At 37.2% G+C, this 23,782-nt stretch carries 20 protein-coding genes and 2 pseudogenes; 6 read left to right on the plus strand and 16 right to left on the minus strand.

All coding sequences use genetic code 11. The features are described 5' to 3' along the window. Window positions 1-10 precede the first annotated feature (10 nt). On the plus strand, window positions 11-1,012 hold the full coding sequence (locus H5116_RS06560; protein WP_002961833.1) for a LacI family DNA-binding transcriptional regulator: 1,002 nt from the start codon (window positions 11-13) through the stop codon (window positions 1,010-1,012). Between the two features lie 19 nt (window positions 1,013-1,031). On the opposite strand, the pseudogene H5116_RS06565 reads toward H5116_RS06560, so the two are convergent. Then, a pseudogene (locus tag H5116_RS06565) lies at window positions 1,032-1,166 on the minus strand (LysR family transcriptional regulator); the annotation flags it as partial. 242 nt (window positions 1,167-1,408) lie between these two features. Between H5116_RS06565 and H5116_RS06570 the strand changes: the two are divergent. Continuing rightward, complete coding sequence (locus H5116_RS06570) at window positions 1,409-2,578, plus strand: MFS transporter (protein WP_182695602.1); 1,170 nt, start codon at window positions 1,409-1,411, stop codon at window positions 2,576-2,578. Between the two features lie 74 nt (window positions 2,579-2,652). On the opposite strand, the gene H5116_RS06575 is transcribed toward H5116_RS06570, so the two are convergent. The 8 genes from H5116_RS06575 to H5116_RS06610 all read right to left on the minus strand — a co-directional run bounded on the left by H5116_RS06575 (window position 2,653) and on the right by H5116_RS06610 (window position 12,620). Then, the gene (locus tag H5116_RS06575) at window positions 2,653-3,168 is read right to left on the minus strand and encodes a M23 family metallopeptidase (protein ID WP_182693383.1); all 516 of its coding nucleotides are present in this window, start codon (window positions 3,166-3,168) and stop codon (window positions 2,653-2,655) included. An 89-nt stretch (window positions 3,169-3,257) separates the two neighbouring features. Then, on the minus strand, window positions 3,258-3,524 hold the full coding sequence (locus H5116_RS06580) for a YrhK family protein (protein ID WP_002961829.1): 267 nt from the start codon (window positions 3,522-3,524) through the stop codon (window positions 3,258-3,260). Window positions 3,525-3,675: 151 nt separating this feature from the next. Continuing rightward, window positions 3,676-5,016 carry an SPFH domain-containing protein gene (locus tag H5116_RS06585; protein WP_002961828.1) on the minus strand — a complete coding sequence of 447 codons (1,341 nt, stop codon included), beginning with the start codon at window positions 5,014-5,016 and terminating at the stop codon, window positions 3,676-3,678. Further along, complete coding sequence (locus tag H5116_RS06590; protein ID WP_121955681.1) at window positions 5,009-5,347, minus strand: methanolan biosynthesis protein EpsI; 339 nt, start codon at window positions 5,345-5,347, stop codon at window positions 5,009-5,011. Before H5116_RS06590 ends, H5116_RS06585 begins: the two co-directional genes overlap by 8 nt. Before the next feature lie 235 nt (window positions 5,348-5,582). Continuing rightward, the gene (locus H5116_RS06595; RefSeq protein WP_182715784.1) at window positions 5,583-7,070 is read right to left on the minus strand and encodes a hypothetical protein; all 1,488 of its coding nucleotides are present in this window, start codon (window positions 7,068-7,070) and stop codon (window positions 5,583-5,585) included. Window positions 7,071-7,652: 582 nt separating this feature from the next. Next, a complete protein-coding gene (locus H5116_RS06600) occupies window positions 7,653-10,745 on the minus strand; it encodes a pilus assembly protein (protein WP_182715785.1) in 3,093 nt (1,030 codons plus the stop codon). Window positions 10,746-11,300: 555 nt separating this feature from the next. Beyond that, window positions 11,301-11,711, minus strand: a complete 411-nt coding sequence (locus tag H5116_RS06605; RefSeq protein WP_004336087.1) for a hypothetical protein — start codon at window positions 11,709-11,711, stop codon at window positions 11,301-11,303. Between the two features lie 501 nt (window positions 11,712-12,212). Beyond that, entirely contained in the window at window positions 12,213-12,620 is a 408-nt protein-coding gene (locus tag H5116_RS06610; protein WP_024609350.1) for a hypothetical protein, read from the minus strand. A 468-nt stretch (window positions 12,621-13,088) separates the two neighbouring features. Here H5116_RS06610 and H5116_RS06615 point away from each other — a divergent pair, with 468 nt between their 5' ends. Next, window positions 13,089-13,547 (plus strand): hypothetical protein, encoded by a 459-nt coding sequence (locus H5116_RS06615; protein WP_231616293.1) that lies wholly within the window; start codon window positions 13,089-13,091, stop codon window positions 13,545-13,547. 74 nt (window positions 13,548-13,621) lie between these two features. Here the strand turns inward: H5116_RS06615 and H5116_RS06620 are convergent, their stop codons facing one another. The 6 genes and pseudogenes from H5116_RS06620 to H5116_RS06640 all read right to left on the minus strand — a co-directional run bounded on the left by H5116_RS06620 (window position 13,622) and on the right by H5116_RS06640 (window position 19,081). After that, window positions 13,622-14,872, minus strand: coding sequence for a sodium:proton antiporter (locus tag H5116_RS06620; RefSeq protein ID WP_182715786.1), 1,251 nt, complete (start codon window positions 14,870-14,872; stop codon window positions 13,622-13,624). Between the two features lie 269 nt (window positions 14,873-15,141). Further along, window positions 15,142-15,561, minus strand: a complete 420-nt coding sequence (locus tag H5116_RS06625; RefSeq protein ID WP_182715787.1) for a hypothetical protein — start codon at window positions 15,559-15,561, stop codon at window positions 15,142-15,144. A gap of 188 nt (window positions 15,562-15,749) precedes the next feature. Continuing rightward, window positions 15,750-15,866 (minus strand): annotated as a pseudogene (locus H5116_RS20310) (alpha/beta hydrolase); the annotation flags it as partial. Window positions 15,867-15,945: 79 nt separating this feature from the next. After that, on the minus strand, window positions 15,946-17,025 hold the full coding sequence (locus tag H5116_RS06630) for a protein kinase domain-containing protein (protein ID WP_182715788.1): 1,080 nt from the start codon (window positions 17,023-17,025) through the stop codon (window positions 15,946-15,948). Further along, window positions 17,022-18,044, minus strand: a complete 1,023-nt coding sequence (locus tag H5116_RS06635) for a serine/threonine-protein kinase (RefSeq protein WP_182715789.1) — start codon at window positions 18,042-18,044, stop codon at window positions 17,022-17,024. Before H5116_RS06635 ends, H5116_RS06630 begins: the two co-directional genes overlap by 4 nt. A gap of 20 nt (window positions 18,045-18,064) precedes the next feature. Next, a complete protein-coding gene (locus H5116_RS06640; protein WP_182715790.1) occupies window positions 18,065-19,081 on the minus strand; it encodes a PP2C family serine/threonine-protein phosphatase in 1,017 nt (338 codons plus the stop codon). Between the two features lie 298 nt (window positions 19,082-19,379). Between H5116_RS06640 and sbcB the strand changes: the two genes are divergently transcribed. Then, the gene (gene sbcB, locus H5116_RS06645; RefSeq protein WP_182715791.1) at window positions 19,380-20,825 is read left to right on the plus strand and encodes an exodeoxyribonuclease I; all 1,446 of its coding nucleotides are present in this window, start codon (window positions 19,380-19,382) and stop codon (window positions 20,823-20,825) included. A 242-nt stretch (window positions 20,826-21,067) separates the two neighbouring features. Here sbcB and H5116_RS06650 read toward each other — a convergent pair whose 3' ends face one another. Beyond that, window positions 21,068-21,949 carry an NAD(P)-dependent oxidoreductase gene (locus H5116_RS06650; RefSeq protein ID WP_182715792.1) on the minus strand — a complete coding sequence of 294 codons (882 nt, stop codon included), beginning with the start codon at window positions 21,947-21,949 and terminating at the stop codon, window positions 21,068-21,070. Window positions 21,950-22,070: 121 nt separating this feature from the next. Between H5116_RS06650 and H5116_RS06655 the strand changes: the two genes are divergently transcribed. Beyond that, window positions 22,071-22,631 (plus strand): glutathione peroxidase, encoded by a 561-nt coding sequence (locus H5116_RS06655; protein ID WP_024605886.1) that lies wholly within the window; start codon window positions 22,071-22,073, stop codon window positions 22,629-22,631. Window positions 22,632-22,719: 88 nt separating this feature from the next. Then, the gene (locus H5116_RS06660; protein WP_182715793.1) at window positions 22,720-23,700 is read left to right on the plus strand and encodes a 2-hydroxyacid dehydrogenase; all 981 of its coding nucleotides are present in this window, start codon (window positions 22,720-22,722) and stop codon (window positions 23,698-23,700) included. Window positions 23,701-23,782: the final 82 nt, after the last annotated feature.

The following is a 23,782-nucleotide window of genomic DNA, read 5'->3' on the forward strand; positions in this document are numbered from 1 at the left end:
TAGGACATCAATGGCGACAATATATCAAGTATCAGAAATGGCAGGTGTGTCTTTATCAACTGTTTCAAGGGTGCTTAACGACAACGACTACGTAAGCAAAAAAACTAAAAAAAAGGTATTAGAAGCAATGAAAGAGCTAGGCTATCAGCCAAGTTCTATTGCTCGCTCTTTGGCGTCTAGCACTACAAACAGCGTCGGTATTTTAGTTTCTGAGTTGGATGGTCCGTTTTTTGGTCAAATGATGTCAGCCATTGAAGAGCACCTTCGTATTGCGGGTAAACACGTTATTATTACCCCTGGGCACAGTGACGAGAAAAAAGAAAAAAGCGGCTTTGAATTTTTAATAGGCCGTAATTGCGACGCTATTATTGCCCACGTAGAAGCGGTATCAAACGAGTATCTAATTGAGTTAAGTAAAGGCAAAACCCCTATTTACTTAATGAGCCGCTACGTTAAAGAAATTGAAGAAAACTGCATTAGCCTCGACAACGTAATGGGCGGCTACTTAGCCACTAAAGCCATGATCAACAAAGGTCATAAAAACATTGCGTACATAGCAGGCCCGCAGTTTAAAGAAGATGCGTCAAATCGTTTGAAAGGCCACAAAAAAGCCCTAGCAGAGTACAACCTAACCTTTGACGAAAACTTATTTTACATAGGCGACTTTAAAGAAACCGGCGGCAGCGACGGCTTAAGGCATTTTATTCAAAATAAAGCGCAAATAACTGCTCTTGTATGTGCCAATGACGAAATGGCATCGGGTGCTATGAAATACGCCCGCGAACACGGTTTTAACCTACCAAAAGATTTAGCCATTATTGGGTTCGATAACGTAATTTTTACCAATTACCTCTACCCAACGCTTACTACAATAGATAACCCAGTTCCCGAAATGGGCCGAGCTGCGGCTAACTTAGTACTTAAAGACATTTATAAAAAAAGCGGCATAACAGTAAAGCACGTGTTTCAGCCAAAGCTTATTTTAAGAGACTCAACACCCGATATTAATTAACTTTAAACCTAATTTAAATCTAGTTTAAATCTAAGTTATGTAACTCATTACGCACCCACTGCGTATTTAAATATTGCTCTACGTGCTGCTGCGCAAACTTTAAAAAGTTACGTGCAGCATGCGATATGTGCCTGTCTGCTTGCATTACAAAAAACCTATTCAGACATAAATGCTCACAAATATAAAACAATATCCACATGAAAAAACTACAATAAAAAGCATAATAGATCCGATAATTTACCAAAAAGATCGTTTTAAAGTTTATTTATATTATTTAATAAAATATCACTTTACTTATTTTTAATTTGGCTCTAAATTCGCGCAAATTTTATTATTAAAGTAACCTCTCAAACTTTAAAACAGTGGTTATTTACCTTGATGAGTCGATAAACACACATGGCCGAATCAGCCGCCACAAGCACCTCTAACAACCCTTTAGCACCCGTTATCGGGCTGTCATTTTTTGCTATTGCATCAGGCTTTTTAATGAGCCTTATTCCGCTGTCGTTACCTGCATTTAAACTTGATGAAAATCTAGCGCCTTGGCTTGCGAGCATTTTTTACTTTGGCTTACTTATTGGCGCCACCACAATAGAGCGCATTGTGGTAAAAATGGGTCATCGCTTCGCCTTTATATTATTTTTAAGCTTATTAATAGTAAGTGTGCTTGCACAACTTGCGCTACCAAATACCGTTAACTGGTTAATTGCACGATTTGTAGCAGGTGTTGCTGTTGCCGGTGTGTTTGTCGTTGTTGAGTCTTGGTTGTTAATGACCAACACAGCAAAGTCGCGGGCTAAACGTTTGGGTTTATACATGACCTCACTTTATGGGGGCAGCGCCGTAGGTCAACTTGCTATAGGGCCGCTTGGCACCGAAGGTTCAACGCCTTATTTATTTGTAGCCTCATTATTATTTTTAGCTATTTTGGCGCCTTTATTAATAACTAAAGGTCAGCCCGAAAAACAGCACCTTGAAAAACTACCACTAAAAGAAATAAAAACATTAAGCCACCCAGCTATGCTCGGATGCTTAGCATCGGGCTTATTACTGGGCCCTATTTACGGCTTAATGCCGGTTTATATTGCAGCACAAGCTGATCAAGCTCAGTACACAGGGACACTTATGGCGGTTATTATTTTAGGCGGCATGGTCGTGCAGCCGCTCGTAAGTTACTTATCTACTCGGCTTGAAAAAAGCTTATTGATGGGTATGTTTTGTTTAGCAGGCGCAGCCGGTGCTGTGGGTATACTACAAGCAAACACTTTAGCAGGATTAATAGTAAGCTACTTAATACTAGGCGCATGCAGCTTTGCACTTTACCCGATTGCTATAACACTTGCGTGCGACTCATTGCCAATGGCAAAAATAGTATCGGCAACTGAGGTAATGCTTTTGAGTTACAGTATTGGCTCGGTATTTGGTCCTATGCTTGCTGCAAATTTATCTGATGCACCCAATGGTATTGTGTTTTATTTAGCAGGCTGTTTAATCACTACCTGTATTTATATGTTTATTAAAAGCATTAAAAATATTCGCGCGGGTAAAACGCCAGTTGCAGGCTAATTTTTAGCTTAAATACACGCTTGCTTATTAACTAATTCTAGCTGTTAAACATCTTGATTTAACAGCTAAAACTATTATTTAGCAGTGAGTTTTTTATGTGGGCTCAAAAAAAACATCTTTTTCCACCCTTGGTTTTGCGTTGTAAAAAGCCACGGCATGGGCACTAACGATAAAATAGAATAATGCACATGAGGCTGTTTTCCTGCGGCATTTCCGGTATCGCCCAGTAAGCCAATTTGACTGTTTATGCTTACTACATCACCTGTACTTACCGAGTAGTTATTTAAATGTGCAAAATAATGCACGCGCCATTTAGGCCCAAGCACCGCAACCACCTTACCACCTCGGCTTAACTCACCTGCAAATATAACAACACCATTTGTTGAGGCAACTACAGGAGTGTTCTTTATGCCAAAAATATCAATTCCTTTGTGCACACCCGACCTACCCCAAGGCTCGTACCAAAACGTGTTATGGTTCCAATCTTTACTTGTGGCACCTTGTACCGGAATCATTATTTTTTCGGGAATTAGTAAGCCTATAATTAGTAAAGTAGCTATTCCAATTGAAATCCACTTAAGTACTTTCACTTTTCTATCCTTGATATTTAAATAACTTATACTGGTAAATTATTAGCCATAATAACTGAACTCATCATGAGTCGTATTTATGGTTTTATTTATGAAGTTTTATTTGAATGAAATACCCGACTAACATGTACTAAGCTGATCAATTTCAAAACAGGTTTTATAAGTAATTGAGCACTGCCCGCTATAAACAACCATGTGCCACTTTCTATTAGTGAGTCATTTAAAAAGAAAAAACTGCCAATTAAAAACCACACAGCAATCAAAAAATCGTTAAACGCTCCCAGCGCTTCATATCGCCGCTGAATGGTAATATGCTCTTGTCCTAAATCTAAAATAAACTGATTACTGGGGTCCATAAGTACTGCTCACTCTTTTATTTAATAATTTAAAAAGCTTGCTTTCACAAGCTAAGCCGCACCATACAATAACAAAATTTACGCAATAAAAAACGCTGGCCAATGCGAATCAGCCAACGTTTTATTGTTTGTGCAATACTTAACTAATCGTTTATTTTTTCTCTTTTTCTAAACGCTTTTTAAGACTTAATGCAGCATCGGCGGCTAATAAACGCATAAATTCAGAGCCATTACTTTGCTCGCCTTGGCCTGCGCCTATTACAATTTCAGGCACTAAACGGCTATTACCTAAGCTTGTAAATAAAGCGGTTTGAATTTTAACTTCTGCTTTTAGTGTTTCATCAAATACATACTTTGGATCAAGTGCAGCAGACTTAGCTCTTAAACGAGCCTCAGCTAAAACGTCCATACCTAATGCTTCTAAACGTTGTTGCTTTAGAATCTCTTCTTGCTCTTTCGCAAGCTCCGCTTTTACAGCCACTCGTTGCTGCGCAGAAATAATGGCATTTGCCTTAATTCGTTCAGCATCAATTTGCTCTTTTATTTTTAGCTTTTCAGATTCAGCACGTTGCTTAGCAATTGCTTGTTCACCTAAAGCCACTTCAGTACGCGCTTGTTGCTCTGCTTTTTTAAGGTTTTGACGCGCTAGCGCTTCATCAGCAGCAGCCTGCTTTTGGGCTTCAAGGCGAGCATTTACTTTGCTTTCGTAGTCAATATCAATAATGCTGGCATCAACTACTGTAATACCGTAAGCGCCTAAAATGGGTGCGTTACGCAGTGTATTACCCTCATCATCCATTTTAATATTAATAGTGACACGTTGCTGTTTACTTAAATTACCTAAGTCGTCAGATTTATCGCGCTCACCTGTACTAATAATTTGCTCAGTAACAAAAATACCGTTGGTTAATTGATCTGCAAAATCTTGGCTTAATTGACCATTACCACCAGAGTAATGTTGCTCTACCGACATCATTCGCGCCGACGCTTTTACATTTTCGGTGGTTGCACGCATTAATAAATTAGATATTAATGTTTCTTGTGAACCAAACTCTTCGTGTATTTTAAGTAAACCACGTAGAGCACCCGACTCTGCTGCTGGTACATTGCCTGGTAATCTAAAACGAGAGACACCTCGTGCGCCACCTGTTGTGGTATCTAAAAATCGAATTGGTATTAGCGGTACAATTGCGCTTGCTGTTGCACCGGCATCGCCCGTAAAGTTAATCGAAATTACTTTTTTATAAGCAGATGTACTACCAAACGCTTTTAAGTAAGGGCCGGCTTGATTTATTACGGTTAAGTTACCTGTAAAAGCCGATTGATGTACTAAACGCTCATCTGCTTCATTCCACGAAACAACTTGCGATGTAAGGGTTGCTATCACTACCAATACAACAACAATTGATGACACTATAATTACATTACGACGACCAAATCGACTCATAAATGAGTCACTTTTTACTGCTGGGACTGCTTTTTCGCTATCCATTTTTACTACTCTCCATGTTTAATTTCTTTTTAACAAAGTAAATAATTTCCTGTTCACTCAAATGTGCGCAAAAGCTACCAGAGCGATGTAACTCAACAAATGTTGCAAGGATTTCTTCTTTACCTTTAGCTGTTTTATCTTGGTTTTCTTGTGTTTGATTTTTTTCTGTTAGTTGAGTGATTAGTTCATCAACTATCGTGTCTTTATCAAACAGTACGTTGTATTCCTTGGATTTTCTTACCCGACTTTTATGTACGTTGCTGTAAATTACATAAAGTGCAACGCATAAAATAATAACAAGTAAACTTAACCCTATAATATAAAAAATCATAAGCTCTACTTAAATTAGTTTAAATACTTAATGAGCAATAACAATTGTAAGCATTGCTTAACAAATGTTAACCCAGTAATTTTACAGTAAACCCGAGTAAAAAACAGATTAAAAATAAAGTTCATCAGGTATACAGTTATAAGCGCACATAAAAGTAAGCTTTTTCAAACAAAAAGTGCCAGTCAGTTATTAACTGACTGGCACTAAGCTAATATTCATTAAAGTGCTTTTTACATTATTCGCATGGCCCCCAATCAACACCGTTTTCACCGCATTCATACAGCGTTGTTCCATCTTCTCGGCGAGTCTCTCTAAACCATTGCCCTTCAATTGTTTTTATAATACGTACGTTGTCTGTGGTTTTGTATTTACGCCAAAAGCTAGCATCAATAGATGTTTCGTCATCAAACTTATAAGGCATAGCAGCGAGTACGGTCACTAAATCTTGAGTTTCTAAGTCAGCAGCTTTGTCTTTAACATTTACCCAATCAGATAATGTTTGAAAGTCGGCATTTTCCTCTCTAAAGGCAAAGTCAGTTTGGTAAAACGATCCTGACTCAGTATAGCTAATGCTAAAACCTCGCTCGAACGGTGTATCTAAATTAGCACTAACGCATTCATCTGCTGTAGGAAAGTTAACCGATGGGCTAGTATTAGCAACGCCATAAAGCACATTGCTTTGCTCAAAACTAACGTTCTCAATGCTAGAGCATCGGTAAGTACGATCGGCGTTAATGTAAACATCGTCTCTAACTGTTAATTTTCCATTTAACGATTCTTCGCCCCAAGGCGTATCTATTGAATCCAATCGAGACAAAATAACGTCAATTTTGTCGAGTTCGTCTGTATTTTGAAGCTTTACTTGCTCATAAATAAGTTCAGCGCCTGCAAAAATAACTTTGTCGCGGTACCATGCATTTTCAAACCCATACTCTGCATCTTTTGCTGTGTCTTGATAAATCACTGCTCTTACTTCTTCTGCATCAGGATACTGAGCATCTAGCTCTTGCTTGAATTTATAGGCCGCTTTTAGTCCCTTAACAATTGCTTGTGCTCTGTCGTAAGCGTCGCTGTCGTTAGTAGCGATAAAATCTGAGTAAATTTGCTCTGTCGACAAATTATAATGCGCAACCAAGTTTTGCATTACGTTTGTTATTTCGCTTTGAAGGTTTGCAAGTAACTCAGTATTTTCTTTAAGTGCATCACAACTTAAATTATTGTTACCACTTTTTTGTAATTGAAGGCTCAACTGCTCCCAAATAACGGTTGTTAAAGGTGATATATTTCGAATATCTTCATCAGTCAAAATCTCAATTGAGGGTGGAAATGACATTTGATACGCTTGTGTTACCTCCCCTAAATCCTCGTCAATTGCGCCAACTGGTACATCAACATACATAGTTGAATACGGCACACACAGCGCCTGCTCTTCTGTAAAATTAAAACTATAATTACCCGATTCTTCAGAGACTACAGAAGGTTCTGATTGCTCGTCAAAAGTACCATCGCCATCAATATCCAGCCATACTATTGCACCAGATACATAACCATCAATAACCTTTCCTGTAAGAGAGATAGTGTTAACTTCTACGGGATCTACTTTTATAGGATCTGGCTTAGCTACAACTGGCTCTACAACGGCCGCTTTATCACCGCCACCACATCCAACAAGGCCTAGCGTAAACGCTAATGAAATAGCTAACTGACTTTTTTTAAAAAACATACAAAGACTTCCTTTTTTGCACTTTAATTATTATTAAAAATCATATTGTTATAAGTTACTTTAATACAAAATAAGTAATGCCAATCTGCTTATATATGGGATCTAGTTAACGTTAAAAAATTACGCTAGAACGAGGCAAAAATTTTTGTATCTAGTTGTTCTAAATAAAATTTTAACGACGTTATAGTGCAATTTAATTTGTTAAATTACTCAAAGATTTATGCAGGTTGGTATAAATTTAAACAACAGAAATTTATTGAATTTTTATGGGGGGATGGCAACAAGTTAACATGCCCTGTACCTATATAGTGACACAGCATGTTATATTTAGCTCTTACATTTGTTAATTAAATATAACAAATGCCAGCTATTATTAACCAATATGGACTACAGGCACCCAATCTAAAGGGCTTGAGTGATAGGCAGTATTTTGTAAATGAATGTGTATTATACATGGGTTGGTTTAGAGCCCTTCGAAAACTCTAAACCAATTATATAAGCAAACCATTAGCATTTTTGATTTGCTCTTAAAATTGAAAAGCCACCTAACTAAGGTGGCTTATGTTTATTGCATTGTGTTTTTTAAAGTGCCTGAGTATCGTTTTCTTCGCGTTTATAAATATATGTTTGTTGGGTTTTAAAGCCAAAACCAATTGGTTCAGCGCCATTTACTAGCTTAACTTTTCCACCTTCAACATTTAAATTTGGCCCAAGTATTTCAATAGCTTTTATCGGCTTATCAGAACCTTTAACCCCAGGGCCTATTAAATAAAACTGACTAACTTGCGTTACATCCGTTGCATCATCCCAATCGCACTTACCATCCGCATCATTATCTGCACACGACGGACCTTCCCCAAAAAATAGTTTCGGTGTATCTGGTACATCATTACTTGTTGCAAATTTCACATCGTCATAAACCTTCGTTCCATAATGCAAATGAAAGGCATAAAGCGAACCACCGCCACCCGTTAACGAACATTGGTTTTGTGTTGATGATGAAGATGCAGGCGTAAAGGAAGTAAAGTAAGCAACCCCACCAACGACCGTTGCTGCAGCAAGGGACTTTTCGCCCGTCCCTAATTCATATCGCCATCCTTTAAATTCGGCTAACTTAACTTCAAGGTTAACAAATTTATCAACGTCATCAAGTGCGTTACCAAATGGGTCTTCATTCATTTTCATTAAATCATCTGGCACTATTGGGGCTGGAAATTCAGTAAAAATTTTTGTTAGGGTGTTTTCATCACGGATCATATACAACTGATCTTGCTCATTAGTAGCAAGTGGGTTTGAACGATTTCCGCTACCTATAACTATTGCGTCGTACGGGGTATCTAAACGGGTGGTGATCATTTCACCACCATAATTGGTTTTAGTAACTTTACTAAACAGCGTTCTAGCAACTAATGGTTTGTAAAAAAAACGTCTGTCTTGCGACGCTAATGTACTGCCAAGCTCCGCAAGTTTAAAATGGGTAATATCACCTTCATCTTCACTAGGAATATCTACTCGCCAAATATTACCACCTGTATCGGTTGCATAAATTCGGTCGATATACCCGTCGTAATCTGAGTCAAGCGTAGTTACATCCGCTGCAATACTGTGCTCTCCGGTAAAACCATGTTCATCTGGAGTCAGCGCCCATACCTTTTCGCCAGTTTTAGCATTAACAATGTAGATACCTAGTCCGGTTTCATCTGTTGTTCTAATCGCATTATCTTTGTTTGTATCGTAGCCTGCGCCAAATATTAGCAATGGATCCTCACCAAAGGCTTTAATGTATGCAATTTGAGGCTTAGACCATGTTTGCGCTAAATATTTAAATTCTTCTGAGCCACCAACAATAGGCTTATTCCATAATTTTTTAGGTTCGTTAGGATCACTTATATCAAGCGCGTAGTAATTTTTACCGCCTCTGCGCATACCTGCAAATGCCCACACTTCATCACCATCACTTGCTCTAATAACACCATCGTTTAACCCTTCGCTATTTGAGCCTTTATTATTAAAGAACACACTTATAGGCCCATCCATGCCATACACTTTTGTATTTGCAAGATTACTACGCAAAGCAGGAATGTTTTTTAATAAGGCTGCAGGTGTAAAAGCCCACTTTTCTTCAACAGTATCGCCTTTGTCTTCAAACATATGTAAAAAGCCGGCATTAGTACCAACAAGTATGTGAATACTTCCATCGCCGTAATCTATAGATACCGGCTTTGAATGCAAAGGGTCGCCAAAAATATTGATTCGCTGATCTACTGATGAGTTATCACCATCTTCATTGTCAACATCAACCCCTCGTGCCCAGCTAATATCACTCTCCTGTAAAGTTAGCCCGATATTAGGAATCAAATCAGGGGCAAGATCGGTAACTGTACCTGTCGCTAAATTTAAAATGGTTTGTACTTTATCAAAAGTAAAATCAATAATACTGCCCGTTTTATCTATGTAGATTTTACGGCTATCAGGGTCTAAAGTTGATAAAAGTAAATTTACGCCACCCTGGGCTACTAAATTCCCATCTGCAGGCTTATTAGTTGGCAGCCAAAATGTTCGCGCCTTCTCATCAATTAACCCATTTTCATCAAGGGCTATTTGATCAGTTGAATCGACTATATTTGCACCTGACACTTTTAGCTTTTTTAAATTCCCGCTCCAACGTGCGCCTGTTTCTGGGTAAAACATCGCAAAGTAAATTGACTCTCGGCTACGTGTTTGGTCAACATTATTACTTGCTACCGTAGGTGATGAAAAACTATCGTTAACTTCGCGTATTTTCGATATTGTATTATTAAGCGCTTCAGAAAGTTCAGTTGATGTATCTGCATGTAAGTACTCGCCGCCGCCCAATAAAGCGGTTTTTTCTAATAACTTTTTACCATTTGTACTCATGCCACTACCAAAACCGATAGTAAAAACGCGTCCGGTATCAGCAACCTCTGGCGTAGTATCGTACAAGTCAACTTCAACATCTCTTGTACCATGTATTATCTGAGCTAAAGCGGCTAGATAACTATTACTTGTTTTAGAAGGATTTGAGCCAAAAGTAGATTTGTATAATGATTTGATATCATCGTTTCGGTTAGTATCACTTTGAGGATCACCGTCAGTCATCAAAATTAAATTGATTGAATTATCACAACGTACATCGGCACCAACTGCTTGGGTAAATGGTGATATGTATCGAGAGTTATTGTCGTAATATAGCGAACCAGTTTCAGCAGAAAAATCCCGCTCATTTGAGTTTTGTCCGTAGTACACTTTCTGACCTGTTAGATACAAGTAGGCTTCCCATAGGGTTTCTGTAACTGGGGTACTACCAGCCGCTGGTAAACTGTGAATTTGGCTTAAAATTGTAGAATGGGGAGATCCAAGACCTGCCATAATATAGCCGCCATTATCATTTTTAAAACGCATCAAACCAAAATCGATAGAGCTATTATCAGTAACCAACTGACTCATTGCACTGATGCCGGCATCTACTTTTCTAATACCGTTGGGTAAAAAGTTTTTCATACTTCCAGATGTATCAAAAACAATGATTACACGTGGTTTTTCGTCGGTTTCAACATTATGGTTTACGTATAGCTCTATATCTTCGGCAAATACAGAAAGGCTAATACCCACCCCGAATAACAAGGCAGCTATTTTTTTTAGTTTAAATTGCATTTTTAAATCCCTTTATTTGCGCTTTTTATTTTTATTGCGCAAGTTAATAACTACTCTATTCCCTGTTTAATTTTTAGTAATATTGAGGTGGGACTAAAAATAAAACAAAAGTCATATCTAGCTATTCATCACAAAACAGTGATTAGCATCCACGTGGCGTCAATGCTATAAAATATATATTACTTCGATTTTTAAATAAAAACAGACTAAAGTCAAAGACATTAGGTTTTATTATCATTTAAAAACAACAGTTTAAATAAAACAATCCCGTTTTACTGCACAGTTAAATCATGCTAAAAAACTATATTTTTACCTATGTTTCTATATTTATAGATCTATGTTTTAGGTAACAAGTACTTACCAATATAAATTAGTAACGTAAGGCTCTAAAAATCACCTTTAAAAACACTATTATTCAGTAAAACTGTTTTATTAAAAGAAGTGTGTTTATAGGTAACTACGGTTATTCAAACATACAAAAAAGCCCATATTAGGTGCTACCTAATATGGGCTTTTATACTCTCGCTAAATTATAAGCGCTTTATACAAGCATTCTTATAAAGATAACTCTTTCTTAGCGCGAGTTAAGTTATGTGTTACAAGTGAGTTTTTAGAAATTTGAACCGCTTCATATAAATCAGAAATACCAGCAGTGTCTTTTTGAGCCTTAATACGTGCTACACCACGGTTACTTAATGCAAACGATGTAAGTTCACGTACTTTTAAACGCGGACCATGGCTTTGCTTAAGCAATGCAATAGCTTGTGTACAAATAGCTTCTGCTTCTTCGTAGTTTCTTGCTTCAACATTTAAAGCACAGCTATTAAATGATTTTTCAAATGCGGGTGCTGCAGTTACAGAGTCTTCAATAACCATTAATTTATAATCACCTTGATTAGCCATTGCAGCAGCTGAGCAAGTTAATAATGAGCCAAGAGCGATGGTTTTTAAAAGTGTAAATTTCATGATTATATTCCTAATTAATTAAGTCGTACTTGTTGCCGACAACTAAACTTTAGAGTGTTAGCTCAATTACCACAAACGATAAAAACAAACCTAATAAGTGAATAAATCTAACCTATAGACTTTAGTCTAACACTTGTAAAAATACTTAGTAATTACAATTAGTTAAAAACCATGAAAATCACTAAACAATAAATAGCAAAATACATTTTTTTATTTTTTAATAATACCAATTCGCTTAATTAAGTGATCTATTTTGAGGATGGAAAAACGTGTTGATAGCTAGGCAAAAAATTCGCTATTTGGTTGTTCTAAATGAGAATTTTTTAACGCAGGTAGCGACACGTTTAGCCCCGCAAAATGATTATGTATTATTGCGAATTGGTATAACACAATACAAAGTTAATAAACACAAAAAAGCCGATGTTGGGGTTTAACCCAATATCGGCTTTTTTACTCTCGCTATTTTATATTATGCTTTAGTAAGCACTTTATAAAAAGACCTTATAGAGATAATTCTTCTTTAGCGCGAGATAAGTTGTGCGATACCATTGAGCTGTTAGACAATTTTGATGCTTCGTATAAATCAGCAAGTGCAGCTGTATCGTTATGCGCTTTTAAGCGTGCAACACCACGGTTGCTTAATGCGAATGACGTAAGTTGGCGTACTTTAAATTTAGGGCCATCTGCGTCTTTTAAAAGTGCGATTGCTTTAGTACAAATTGCTTCAGCCTCAGCGTAATTTTTTGACTTAACATTTAGTGCGCAGCTATTAAATGATTGCTCAAGTGGCTGTGGCGCTGTTGCAGTTTCAATAACCATTAATTTGTAATCACTTTGATCAGCCATTGCAGCAGCTGAACATGTTAATAGTGAGCTAAGAGCGATAGTTTTGATAAGTGTAAATTTCATGATTAATTTCCTGTAAGTTAAGTCGTACTTGTTGCCGACAACTGAACTTTAGAGAATTAACACAACTCCGACAAACGATTAAAACAAACCTAATAAGTGAAGAAAATTAACCTATAGACCTTAGTCTAATACGTTTAAACTTTTTCTATATATTTAAACAACTTACGCACCAACAGTCGTGCCTAAAATCGCTACTTTACGTTTTAAAATGTATATAATTATTTATGCTTTTTTTTAGTTGGTTTTATTTTAAACACCTTACTTTGGCATAGCTGAGTAACTATCAAACAAATTTATACATTTAATTACATGCAATACTAAGTCATGTATTTATAATTACAGCTCTGGTAACTTTTCATCATTAATGGGTTAACTTTTTTGAAACACATACTTTCTCTTTTTGTTTTATTAAGCACGCTTTTATCATTTAGCCAAAATGTTAACGCAAGGCTTTTGCTAGGTAATGACATGCCTAACACCGGTATGTTTATAAAATCAGAATTTAATGGCGATAGCAGCATTACATCTGCGGGTGTAGAAATGATGGTCAAACAAAATTACAGTAACTTTGGTGTTGTTTTTACCAGCGCAATTGGCGCGGCAGTAATCGATAATAAACAAGGCGAGCAAGAAGAATTTATAACGTGGGACAATGGCATGAAGCTTGGTTATTTTAATGACTTTTTTATATACGCCGAGCTTGGCTTAGATCTGTTCGAACTCGCCTTTAAAAACGATAGAGGCGATAACACCTACCAAATAGAAAAATCGAACAACGACATAGATGGCTACGCAGGTATAGGTGCGGGTTATCACTTTAAGCCATTTAAAATAGAAGTATTTACCCGTGCGCGCCAAATAGATGGCGACTACTGGGAAGCACAAGAACATATTTACAGCGGTGTGCAGCTCAGCTTTACGTTTTAATTACCCTTTTCTTATAAGAAAAATAAAAAGCGTGTGAAATACAGCTATTTCACACGCTTTTTAAAAAATTATATTTAACGGATAGTTTTGGCTACTTTGCCAATACTCAAACCCTGAATTAAAATAGAAAACACCACAACCGCATAAGTAAGAGCCAATAAAATATCGCGCTCGTTCCCATCAGGTAGTTGCAATACCAGTGCAACCGAAATACCACCACGCAAGCCACCCCAGGTTAAAACTTTCCACGCACCAGATGGCAACTCTAATTGCTTATTAAATGTAGTGGTTGTTATACCCACAACAACTAAACGTGCGAGTAACGCGATTAAAATTGTTAAGCCACCAGCAATAAACAAATTACTCGAAAATGCAATCATGACGACTTCAAGTCCTATGAGTACAAATAAAATGGCATTTAAAATTTCGTCAATCAGTTCCCAAAATAAATCAACGTAATGGCGTGTTTTGTCGCTCATAGCCATACTACGACCATGATTGCCCACCATTAACCCCATCATTACCATTGCAAGTGGGCCCGACAAATGCCAATGGCTAGCAAGTGCATAGCCACCAATAACGCCCGCTAAAGTAAGGAGTACTTCTTCTTGGTAACTATCAATACTTTTAAGTAAGTAATATAAAATACCACCTAATACCAAACCAAAAGCAATACCGCCACCAGCTTCAACCGCCAGCGTGTGCGCTACATAATAAGTTGTAGGAATATCACCACTTGATAAAACACCCAATAAAAGCACAAAAATAACCACGCCAATACCATCGTTAAACAACGATTCACCCGCAATCACGGTTTCAATACTTTTAGGCGCACCCGCAGATTGTAAAATTCCCATTACCGCAATCGGATCGGTTGGCGAAATTAATGCGCCAAATAATAAACACCATATAAATGCTAAATCAAAACCAAGCAAAGGAAGTACTAAATAAAGCGCACCAGCAATAATAACCGTTGATAGCAACGTACCAACACAGGCCAAAATACCTATTGGCAATTTATAGCGCCTTAAGTCGCTAACATTTACGTGCAGCGCCCCTGCAAAAAGCAGCATTGAGAGCATGCCATCGAGCAAAACTTCAGTAAAATCTAACTGATCGAGCAAGCTCACTTCGTAATCTATAAGATCATCAAACCCTAAAAAGCCCAAAAATATAGCGCCGATAGATAAAAGCATCGAAATAACCATAACGCCAATGGTTGTTGGCAAGCCAATAAAGCGATGGTTTACATAGGTGAGTAACGCGGTAATTGATAAAAATATCGCACTTATTTCAAGTACGCTTAGGCTGGTTCCTGGTGCCATGGTTTAAATCTCAATATTTATTTAATGATGCCTTGCTCAAAATAAGCAAAGCAGAAGGGTTATTATTTTTTATACGGTTATCTCGCATTATATTCGTGTAGCCTAAACAAGCATACCCAAAATATTAATTATAAATACACACCCTACTCAATTAACGTATTTAAAGTATTAACTCACGCTTAAAATAAAACAAAAAAGCCCATGTTAGGAATTAACCTAACATGGGCTTTTTTACTCTCGCTATTTTATATCATACTTTTATAAGTATTTTATAAAGCGCTTATCAAAGATAAGTCTTCTTTAGCGCGAGTTAAGTTGTGCGATACCATTGTACTTGTAGACATTTGGTTTGCTTCGTATAAATCAGCAAGGCCAGCAGTGTCGTTATTCGCTTTTAAACGTGCAACACCACGGTTGCTTAATGCAAACGATGTAAGTTGGCGTACTTTAAATTTAGGGCCATCTGCGTCTTTTAAAAGTGCGATTGCTTTAGTACAAATTGCTTCAGCTTCAGCGTAATTTTTTGACTTAACATTCAGTGCGCAGCTATTAAATGATTGCTCAAGTGGCTGTGGCGCTGTTGCAGTTTCAATAACCATTAATTTGTAATCACTTTGATCAGCCATTGCAGCAGCTGAACATGTAAGTAGTGAGCTAAGAGCGATAGTTTTGATAAGAGTAAGTTTCATGGTCGTAGTCCTGTTGGTTAAGTCGTACTTGTTGCCGACAACTGAACTTTAGAGAATTAACACAAAACCGACAAACGATTAAAACAAACCTAATAAGTGAAGAAAATTAACTTATAGACTTTAGTCTAATGCCAAATTACTAATTTACGGCAATTGGTATTTATACAATCAGCAACCAAACCCACACCTTATTTAGTGCGTTCAAGCAACTTAACTACTTGGGCTACAACCATTTCTGGCTCATCTTTTTGCGGGTAGTGATAGCTCTTATTTGTTATTACTATTTCACCTCGAGGAAAGGCATTTTCCTAACATGTGGGTATTAGTAAAAATGGTGCCTATAAAAAATAGCACCATCATTGTTAAAGAATAATAATTTAAAACCTAAGATCGAAGTTTAACTGTGGGAAAAGCTCTTGGTTTAGGGACTCCATCATATGCAGAAAATGAAACATTATCACCTATTTTCAAAGCTTCACCGTAAGTATCATTTGAGTGGAAAAAGATGTCATCATCACTATCATTTGTACTCATAAAGCCAAAACCTTTATCTCTATACTTTACTACCCCTATCTTTCTTACTGAATTTGAATAGCACAATCCACTGAATCTTTTCAACAATTCTTCAGCTGTTGGTCTTGCATTTTCATCATAGTCCAAGCACTCAATAATTATTTGAAATAATTCAGATGCTAATGGCGATAAATGCTGAGCTGAATGTAAAATATTTATCGGCTCTATCGGTTTCTTTAAATGATAATTTAAGATTATTTTAGTAAACTTAGTTCCGAAAGGAGCCGTCCCACTAAGTAATTGATATAAGATTGCACCAAATGACCAAATATCAGAACTTTTACTTGCTCTTCCAGTATCTAAAACAATTTCAGGAGCCATATAGGGAACAGCTCCTACTAATGTTCTTGAACCAGCTACTGAACTTTCAACATCATCTTCGCTAAATAATTTCAGTTCATCGTCTAATAATTTTGCTATCCCAAAGTCTGTTATTTTTAAATCTCTTACACTAATACCGCCACATATCATTATATTACTAGGCTTTAAATCTCTATGTACAATATTTGCTCTATGTGATGCAAGTAAGCCTCTAACCAATAAATGGCCGATATGCGCAACTAAAGAAGGATCTAAATAATCAAAAAAGGTATTAAATATTTTTTGTAGGTCATCACCCTCGATAAATTCCTCAACTAAATACTCTCTTCCATCTGAAACAAAATAATCTAATGTTCTTGCTACATTCGGATGTATTATTTTTGCACTACAAATAGAACTAGATTGAAATCGTTTAGAAGCACTTGAAGTTTTTGGAGTTTTCAAAGCAACTGGTCTATCCAGATGCCTATCAGTTGCTAAATATACTTCTTGCATCCCACCTTCAGCGTAAAACTTCTCGATAAAGTATCTATCTGCGATTAGTAAACTACTATCATGGATTTTAATCATAAAACTACCTCAGGGTGAGATGAAGAAAATGAAATATAGGTATTCAACGGCATTGTAAAAACGCAAGCTTGAGGAAGGATCATACCTTCATAAATCTTAATATTGTTACAATATATATTACCTGCAACATTATTCATTTTAAAACTAAATCCATCGTAATATATTGTAGCCTGACATTTATTAATTTTTAAATTAACTATTCTATTATCTTTATTAAGGGGATATGTTTGATTTTCAAAAGCGATCAAGCCTGAGTGTTTATCTTTTACTAATTCATTATGAAATAATGTTTTTAACTCTAAAGCAGATGGTCTTTTACTAGGATCAGTAGCAAGTGAATTATTAAGAGCTTGAATTAATATAGGATGGTAATCCAAATTAAATAAATGGAAACCCGCATTTAGGCAATTTGGGCGATAGGGATTATAATTTTGACGTTGGCCTGTAATAAGTAGAGAAAAACAAGCTCCAAAACTATAAATATCAGAGGCAAATGAAATTGCACTATTTCCGTAAGAATCTTGGGTAAATAGTTCTGGGCTTGCAAAATCAATGGAACCGTATGCATTATTTGTCAAATGTTCGGCGCCTGAACGTGAAATACCAAAATCAAATATTTTGAGTACACCTTCAGAATCGAAACGCATATTATCTAACTTAATATCTCTATGACATACTCCACTATTATGAATATCTGTTATACCGGTTAAGATTTGATATGCTAGTTCTGTTAACTCCAAAATAGAGCACTTACTCACTTTATGGTTTAAATCAATACCACTAAGCAACTCTTGGACGATTAACATTTTTGTACTATTCTCAATTACATCATAAATTCCAACAACATGTTTAGATTGTATTTTTTTTATAAATGAAAACTCAGGCATTTCATTTATACTAGATTTATCTATTTGTTTAATAGCGACTTTTCTTTCTAAAGATTCATCAAAATACTCATCGACTGAGCCAAATCCGCCTTGCCCTATATGTTTTTTATAGCTATATCTACTAGGTAACATTCATTGATTCCTTTCAAATTTTAACTTTTACTCTTTGAGCCGCCTACGGTAGGAGAAGCTTCCGTTGAGATTTCTAAACCTTCATTATCTGACTCACTAACTGACTTATTTTCTTTTAACAATTTTTTGCTAACATCGTTTTTAATATATCTTTTCACAGGTATAGGCTTTTCCTCAGTTTCAACTTTTAAAGCTTTAAATCTAAAATAACCTGAAGGGTCCCATAACTCTATGAGCCCTTTTTCATGGCTTGTAAAAGGTAATTTCTTTGGCTCGATATAAATTGCAGATGAGTTATCCACACCACCTATCCAATTAGAATAATGAATACACCTTTGTATATATTCCACTGGTGTATTTGCATACTTTTTAAACAAAGATAGGTTATTATCACCAATTAAATGAAAACCATCTGATGATAGAAGGTATTCCTCTTTATTTGAAAGTATATCCACTTCAAATTCGGGGTCGTCTTCCATACCGATAAATTGAGTTAAACCATTTTTCTTAACTAAAGATTCATTAACTTTAATGTTTGAAATTTCTTTTAACTCATTAATGATGTTGTCGTCTTCAGTAAGTAAATGTGGTTTATCTAGAGCGAAAGTATATGCTCTGCTATCACCAATACTAACCAAGTAGGCTCCTGACTTCTTCACTAAAAGCATCGTAAGAGTAGTGCCACTTTTCCCACCGGTTTGCTTTGAAAGTCCTGTGTTTGTTTCTATTATTATTTTTTTTATTAAATCTGTGAAATTTTCATTTTCAACATCAATTTCACTTAACTTTGATAAAATATTTGCTACGGTATAACTTGCAGCTGTTCCTCCTTCAACCATACCTCCCATACCATCACATAGAATAAAACAATAAATTAAATTTTTATCCCCATGAACCTTAGATATCACTACACGATCTTGATTTTCTGTTCTTTTAAGGCCGACAGAAGTACCAATTACAGCTTCGCAGTCTGATATTTGGCCAACTTTTATACCTGAAATAATACGATTCAAGTGTTTTGCAATAACTTTATCCATTTAATTATTTACTCAGTTGACTATTTAAAAATATAATAATGAACTGACTGTAATATCTCAAGAGTTATTAATAACAAAAGCTATATTCAATTTTTAACTATAAAAATATAAGTGGCTAAAGACTACCTCAGCCATATCGGTACATTTTAGTTTTATTCTAACTAACTCCAATAACACATCATTTCTCACCCAAACCTATAAACTCCCTCGCCCATATGCCATAATCTAAATAATTCATTATTTTAGTAACTTGGCGCGTATTTAGGCGCTTTTAAGTTAACTACTCAGGGTTTTCAGCATGGCATATCAAGAGCAAAATCAAGCAACAATCTATTGGCACGACTACGAGACTTGGGGGGCAAGCCCTCAAAAAGATAAGCCGAGCCAATTTGCGGGTATTCGTACCGATCTTGATTTAAATATAATTGGCGAGCCGCTTATTGAATATTGTAAGCCGCAAGCGGATTACTTGCCTCACCCTGAGGCGTGTTTAATTACAGGTATTACGCCACAAGTAGCGATGAAAAAAGGCTTAGTTGAGGCTGAGTTTATAGTAAAAATTCATGCTGAGTTTAGTGTGCCAAACACCTGTGTTGCCGGTTACAACAGCATTCGGTTTGATGACGAAGTAAGCCGTTATAGCTTTTACCGTAACTTTTACGACCCATACGAGCGTGAATACAAAAATAACAATAGCCGATGGGATATTATTGATTTAGTACGTGCTTGTTACGCGCTGCGCCCTGAAGGCATTGAATGGCCGTTAAAAGAAGATGGCAGCCCAAGCTTTAAGCTAGAGCATTTAACCGTAGCTAATGGTATTGAACACGCCGCAGCGCACGATGCACTAAGCGATGTAACCGCTACTATTGCATTGGCTAAACTAATAAAAGAAAAACAGCCAAAGCTGTATAACTTCTTTTTTGGACTGCGTGGCAAAAAAGCACTCGCTGAGTTGGTTGATGTTTTTAATATGACGCCGCTGGTGCATACCACGTCGCGCATACCAGCAACGCAAGGCTGTACTAGCTGGGTTGCACCAATGAGCTTTCATCCGGTAAATAAAAACGCGGTTATTTGTTTTGATTTAACCCAAAGCCCGCAAGTACTCATTGATTTAAACGTAGAAGAATTACGCAAACGTTTATACACCAAACGTGTAGATTTAGCCGAGGGTGAATTACCTGTTGGCTTAAAACTGGTGCATTTAAACAAGTGCCCTATTTTAGCCCCAGCTAAAACATTATTGCCTGAAAATGCCGCTCGCCTTGGGATTGACCGCGAGCAGTGCTTAGCTAACTTAGCTATTTTAAAAGCCAATACCGACCTTCGCGATAAAGTAACCGAAGTGTTTAACGAGCAAGTCGATTACAGCGCAACCACTAACGTTGACTACTTACTTTACGATGCTTTTACAAGCCATGCTGATAAAGCTAAATTTGCGATTATTCGTGATGCAAAACCAGATGAGTTAGCTGGGTTGAAGTTAGACTTTGAAGATAAAAAGTTTAATACGTTGTTGTTTAGATACCGCGCCCGTAACTGGCCTGAAACGCTAAACCAGCAAGAGCTTGACCAATGGCGCCAGTATTGCCAAAACAAGTTAATGCACGGAGAAGATCAACCGTCGATTAATGCGCAAGATTTTATGATCACCCTTGAAAACCTAGCGCATGAACATGACGACAGCGAAAAAAATCTTACTATTTTAAAGGCGCTATATAACTACGCTCAAAGCATGTAATTTTGTTTGTATAACGCATTAAAAACGCGACGCTTTAGCAATAAAGCGTCGCGTTTTTGTTTATTAATATCTGTACCACTTAAAACAAAGCAAAATCTATTTCACAAAGAGAAGCGAATGAGGAGTAAATGAGCAAACATAAAACCAACAATAATCTTTTTTATCTATCACTGCCTCTAAAAGCGCAGCGCCTCATAACCTCTTTGTGAATAAATTACTTTACGGGCTTCGCGTCTACAGCGTTACTTTTTATGCAGTGCTTCAATGCGTGCTAGTAAGCTTGAGGTGTCGTATCTGCCACCACCGAGCGCTTGTACATCGGCGTAGTATTGATCGACCGTTGCAGTCATTGGTAAAGTAGCGCCATTGTTTTTAGCTTCATCGAGTGCAATGCCTAAATCTTTACGCATCCAATCTACGGCAAAACCAAACTCATATTCACCCGCCCACATTGTTTTGTAGCGGTTTTCCATTTGCCACGAACCGGCTGCACCTTTAGAAATGGTCTCTATAACTTTTTCACCATCAAGCCCAGCTTGCTTGGCAAAATGTAAGCCTTCGGCTAAACCTTGCACTACACCAGCAATACAAATTTGATTAACCATTTTACAAAGTTGTCCCGAGCCAACGCCGCCTAGTAATTGGCTAAAACGACTAAACGCCGCCATAACTGGCTGCACTTTAGCAAATACGGCTTCGCTGCCACCCGCCATAACCGTTAATACGCCGTTTTCGGCGCCAGCTTGTCCGCCCGATACAGGCGCATCTATAAAGTCGATATTTTGCAGAGCCGCTTTTGCAGCCACTTCGCGTGCTACTTCGGCAGAGGTTGTGGTGTGATCAACCAAAATAGTGTGCGGTAACATGCCCGCTAACACGCCGTCGTCGCCATACACTACTGAGCGTAAATCGTCATCGTTACCAACACACATAAATACAATATCGGCATTGCTGGCAGCTTCGCGCGGGGTTAGTGCAAAGCTTCCTGAATGTTCTGCAGTCCACGTTTGTGCTTTAGCTTGTGTGCGGTTATAAACGCATATGCTGTGCCCTGCTTTTGCTAAATGCCCCGCCATTGGGTAACCCATTACGCCTAAACCTATAAATGCGACTTTCATTGACATAAAAATGACCTATTTAACTGATAACTTAGAAACTAGACCTCGATTATGTCAACCGGTCGATAAAAAAGCGAATGAAAGTCTTTATAAAATTTCCTTAACGGGAAAGGTAAGTAGGTAACCTATGGACAGTATTTATCAATTTAATGCACCACTTTATAACAGCGAAAATTTTCCTCTTAGCCAGTTACAGGGCAAAACCGTCCTTATTGTTAATACAGCGAGTAAGTGTAATTTTTCGGTGCAATTAAACGCACTCGAAAAGCTCTACCAGCAATACAAAAGCAATGGTTTTACTGTACTAGCGTTTCCGTGTAACCAGTTTGGCCAAAATGAGCCGCTTGATAATTTAGCCATAAAAGACTTTTACCAAGATCAATTTAATATCTCGTTTGAGGTATTTGGTAAGGTAATGGTAAACGGGCCAGAAACACATCCGTTGTTTAATTATTTAAAGTCGCATACGCGGGGTATTTCGCAAAATCGTGCAATTAAGTGGAATTTCACTAAGTTTTTAATTAACTCACAAGGGCAACTTGTTGCTCGCTATGCACCGCGTACTAAGCCCGAAACACTTAAACAAGTAATAGAAAGTAACTTACTGCAAGCCGCAAAGTTAAGCGCTGCAAGAGGTGGTAAAAAGGTAGCATCAAAAATATCTTTGTTTACGCCAGCTAAGGCTTAATTTAAATCAATAAGATGCGTGTTACTAAAGCATAGGTTTATAAAGTAGTTTATTGTATTGATACTTATTAAGCGTCGAGGCTATTACCATGAATATTGCTTTTTTTAGTACTCAAAAGTACGAACTGCCTTTTTTTGAACAAAGTACACGCGATAATCGTGATATAAAAATAACGTATTTTGAGCAATCCCTGAGCGAACAAACGGCTATTTTAGCAAACGGGTTTGATGCCATATGCGTATTTGTAAACGACACCGTAAACGCCACGGTTATTGAACAACTGGCAAGCCAAGGCATAAATACTATTTTGCTGCGTTGTGCAGGATTTAATAATGTTGATTTACCTGCTGCAAAAGCACATGAAATTAAAGTATTACGCGTACCGGCTTACAGCCCTGAGGCCGTAGCCGAGCATTGTATTGCACTTATGCTAACACTTAGCCGTAAAACCCATAAAGCGTATAACCGCGTACGCGAAGACAACTTTGATTTAAACGGATTACTAGGCTTTAACTTGCACAATAAAACCGTGGGTATTGTAGGTTGCGGTAAAATTGGCCTTGCGCTGTGCAACATTTTAAATGGCTTTGGCGCTAAAGTATTAGTGTGCGACCCATACGCACAACCTGGCAATTATACAATTACCGATATAGACACATTACTTAGCCAAAGCGATGTGATTTCTTTACATTGCCCACTGAACGAGCAAACTCATCATTTAATAAATGATGAGGCATTTAGTAAAATGAAAACCGGCGTTATGCTCATTAACACTTCTCGCGGTGCATTGCTTGATAGTAACGCGTGTATTAGCGCGCTTAAAACTAAAAAGCTAGGTTACCTGGGACTCGACGTTTACGAGCAAGAATCGGAGCTTTTTTTTAAAAACCACAGCGACGAAATAAACCAAGACGATATATTCTCGCGCTTAGTGAGCTTTAAAAACGTATTAGTAACGGGGCATCAGGGATTTTTTACGCAAGAAGCACTTACCGAAATAGCAAACACAACCGTATTTAACGCGCTTGAAGTAAGTGAAGGTAGGCCTCTAACTAATGAGGTTTTATAAATACCTTAGCTTTACCTAAATAATAGGCACAAAAAAGCGAATAAGGTGAGCCCTATTCGCTTTTTGTTTAAAAATTTACTTT

Origin of the sequence: Pseudoalteromonas sp. SG45-2, from assembly GCF_014164115.1 — a bacterium.
Taxonomy (GTDB): Bacteria; Pseudomonadota; Gammaproteobacteria; order Enterobacterales; family Alteromonadaceae; genus Pseudoalteromonas; species Pseudoalteromonas distincta.

What these genes read in the sequence shown, in the direction of transcription:
- H5116_RS06655 (WP_024605886.1), top strand. Translation starts at nt 22,071, where the DNA reads ATGGACAGTATTTATCAATTTAATGCACCACTTTATAACAGCGAAAAT.
- H5116_RS06595 (WP_182715784.1), bottom strand. Translation starts at nt 7,070, where the DNA reads ATGTTTTTTAAAAAAAGTCAGTTAGCTATTTCATTAGCGTTTACGCTA.
- H5116_RS06625 (WP_182715787.1), bottom strand. Translation starts at nt 15,561, where the DNA reads ATGAAACTTACTCTTATCAAAACTATCGCTCTTAGCTCACTACTTACA.
- H5116_RS06620 (WP_182715786.1), bottom strand. Translation starts at nt 14,872, where the DNA reads ATGGCACCAGGAACCAGCCTAAGCGTACTTGAAATAAGTGCGATATTT.
- H5116_RS06570 (WP_182695602.1), top strand. Translation starts at nt 1,409, where the DNA reads ATGGCCGAATCAGCCGCCACAAGCACCTCTAACAACCCTTTAGCACCC.
- H5116_RS06635 (WP_182715789.1), bottom strand. Translation starts at nt 18,044, where the DNA reads ATGTTACCTAGTAGATATAGCTATAAAAAACATATAGGGCAAGGCGGA.
- H5116_RS06650 (WP_182715792.1), bottom strand. Translation starts at nt 21,949, where the DNA reads ATGTCAATGAAAGTCGCATTTATAGGTTTAGGCGTAATGGGTTACCCA.
- H5116_RS06585 (WP_002961828.1), bottom strand. Translation starts at nt 5,016, where the DNA reads ATGGATAGCGAAAAAGCAGTCCCAGCAGTAAAAAGTGACTCATTTATG.
- H5116_RS06580 (WP_002961829.1), bottom strand. Translation starts at nt 3,524, where the DNA reads ATGGACCCCAGTAATCAGTTTATTTTAGATTTAGGACAAGAGCATATT.
- H5116_RS06590 (WP_121955681.1), bottom strand. Translation starts at nt 5,347, where the DNA reads ATGATTTTTTATATTATAGGGTTAAGTTTACTTGTTATTATTTTATGC.
- H5116_RS06615 (WP_231616293.1), top strand. Translation starts at nt 13,089, where the DNA reads ATGCCTAACACCGGTATGTTTATAAAATCAGAATTTAATGGCGATAGC.
- H5116_RS06640 (WP_182715790.1), bottom strand. Translation starts at nt 19,081, where the DNA reads ATGGATAAAGTTATTGCAAAACACTTGAATCGTATTATTTCAGGTATA.
- H5116_RS06560 (WP_002961833.1), top strand. Translation starts at nt 11, where the DNA reads ATGGCGACAATATATCAAGTATCAGAAATGGCAGGTGTGTCTTTATCA.
- H5116_RS06600 (WP_182715785.1), bottom strand. Translation starts at nt 10,745, where the DNA reads ATGCAATTTAAACTAAAAAAAATAGCTGCCTTGTTATTCGGGGTGGGT.
- H5116_RS06610 (WP_024609350.1), bottom strand. Translation starts at nt 12,620, where the DNA reads ATGAAATTTACACTTATCAAAACTATCGCTCTTAGCTCACTATTAACA.
- H5116_RS06660 (WP_182715793.1), top strand. Translation starts at nt 22,720, where the DNA reads ATGAATATTGCTTTTTTTAGTACTCAAAAGTACGAACTGCCTTTTTTT.
- sbcB (WP_182715791.1), top strand. Translation starts at nt 19,380, where the DNA reads ATGGCATATCAAGAGCAAAATCAAGCAACAATCTATTGGCACGACTAC.
- H5116_RS06630 (WP_182715788.1), bottom strand. Translation starts at nt 17,025, where the DNA reads ATGATTAAAATCCATGATAGTAGTTTACTAATCGCAGATAGATACTTT.
- H5116_RS06605 (WP_004336087.1), bottom strand. Translation starts at nt 11,711, where the DNA reads ATGAAATTTACACTTTTAAAAACCATCGCTCTTGGCTCATTATTAACT.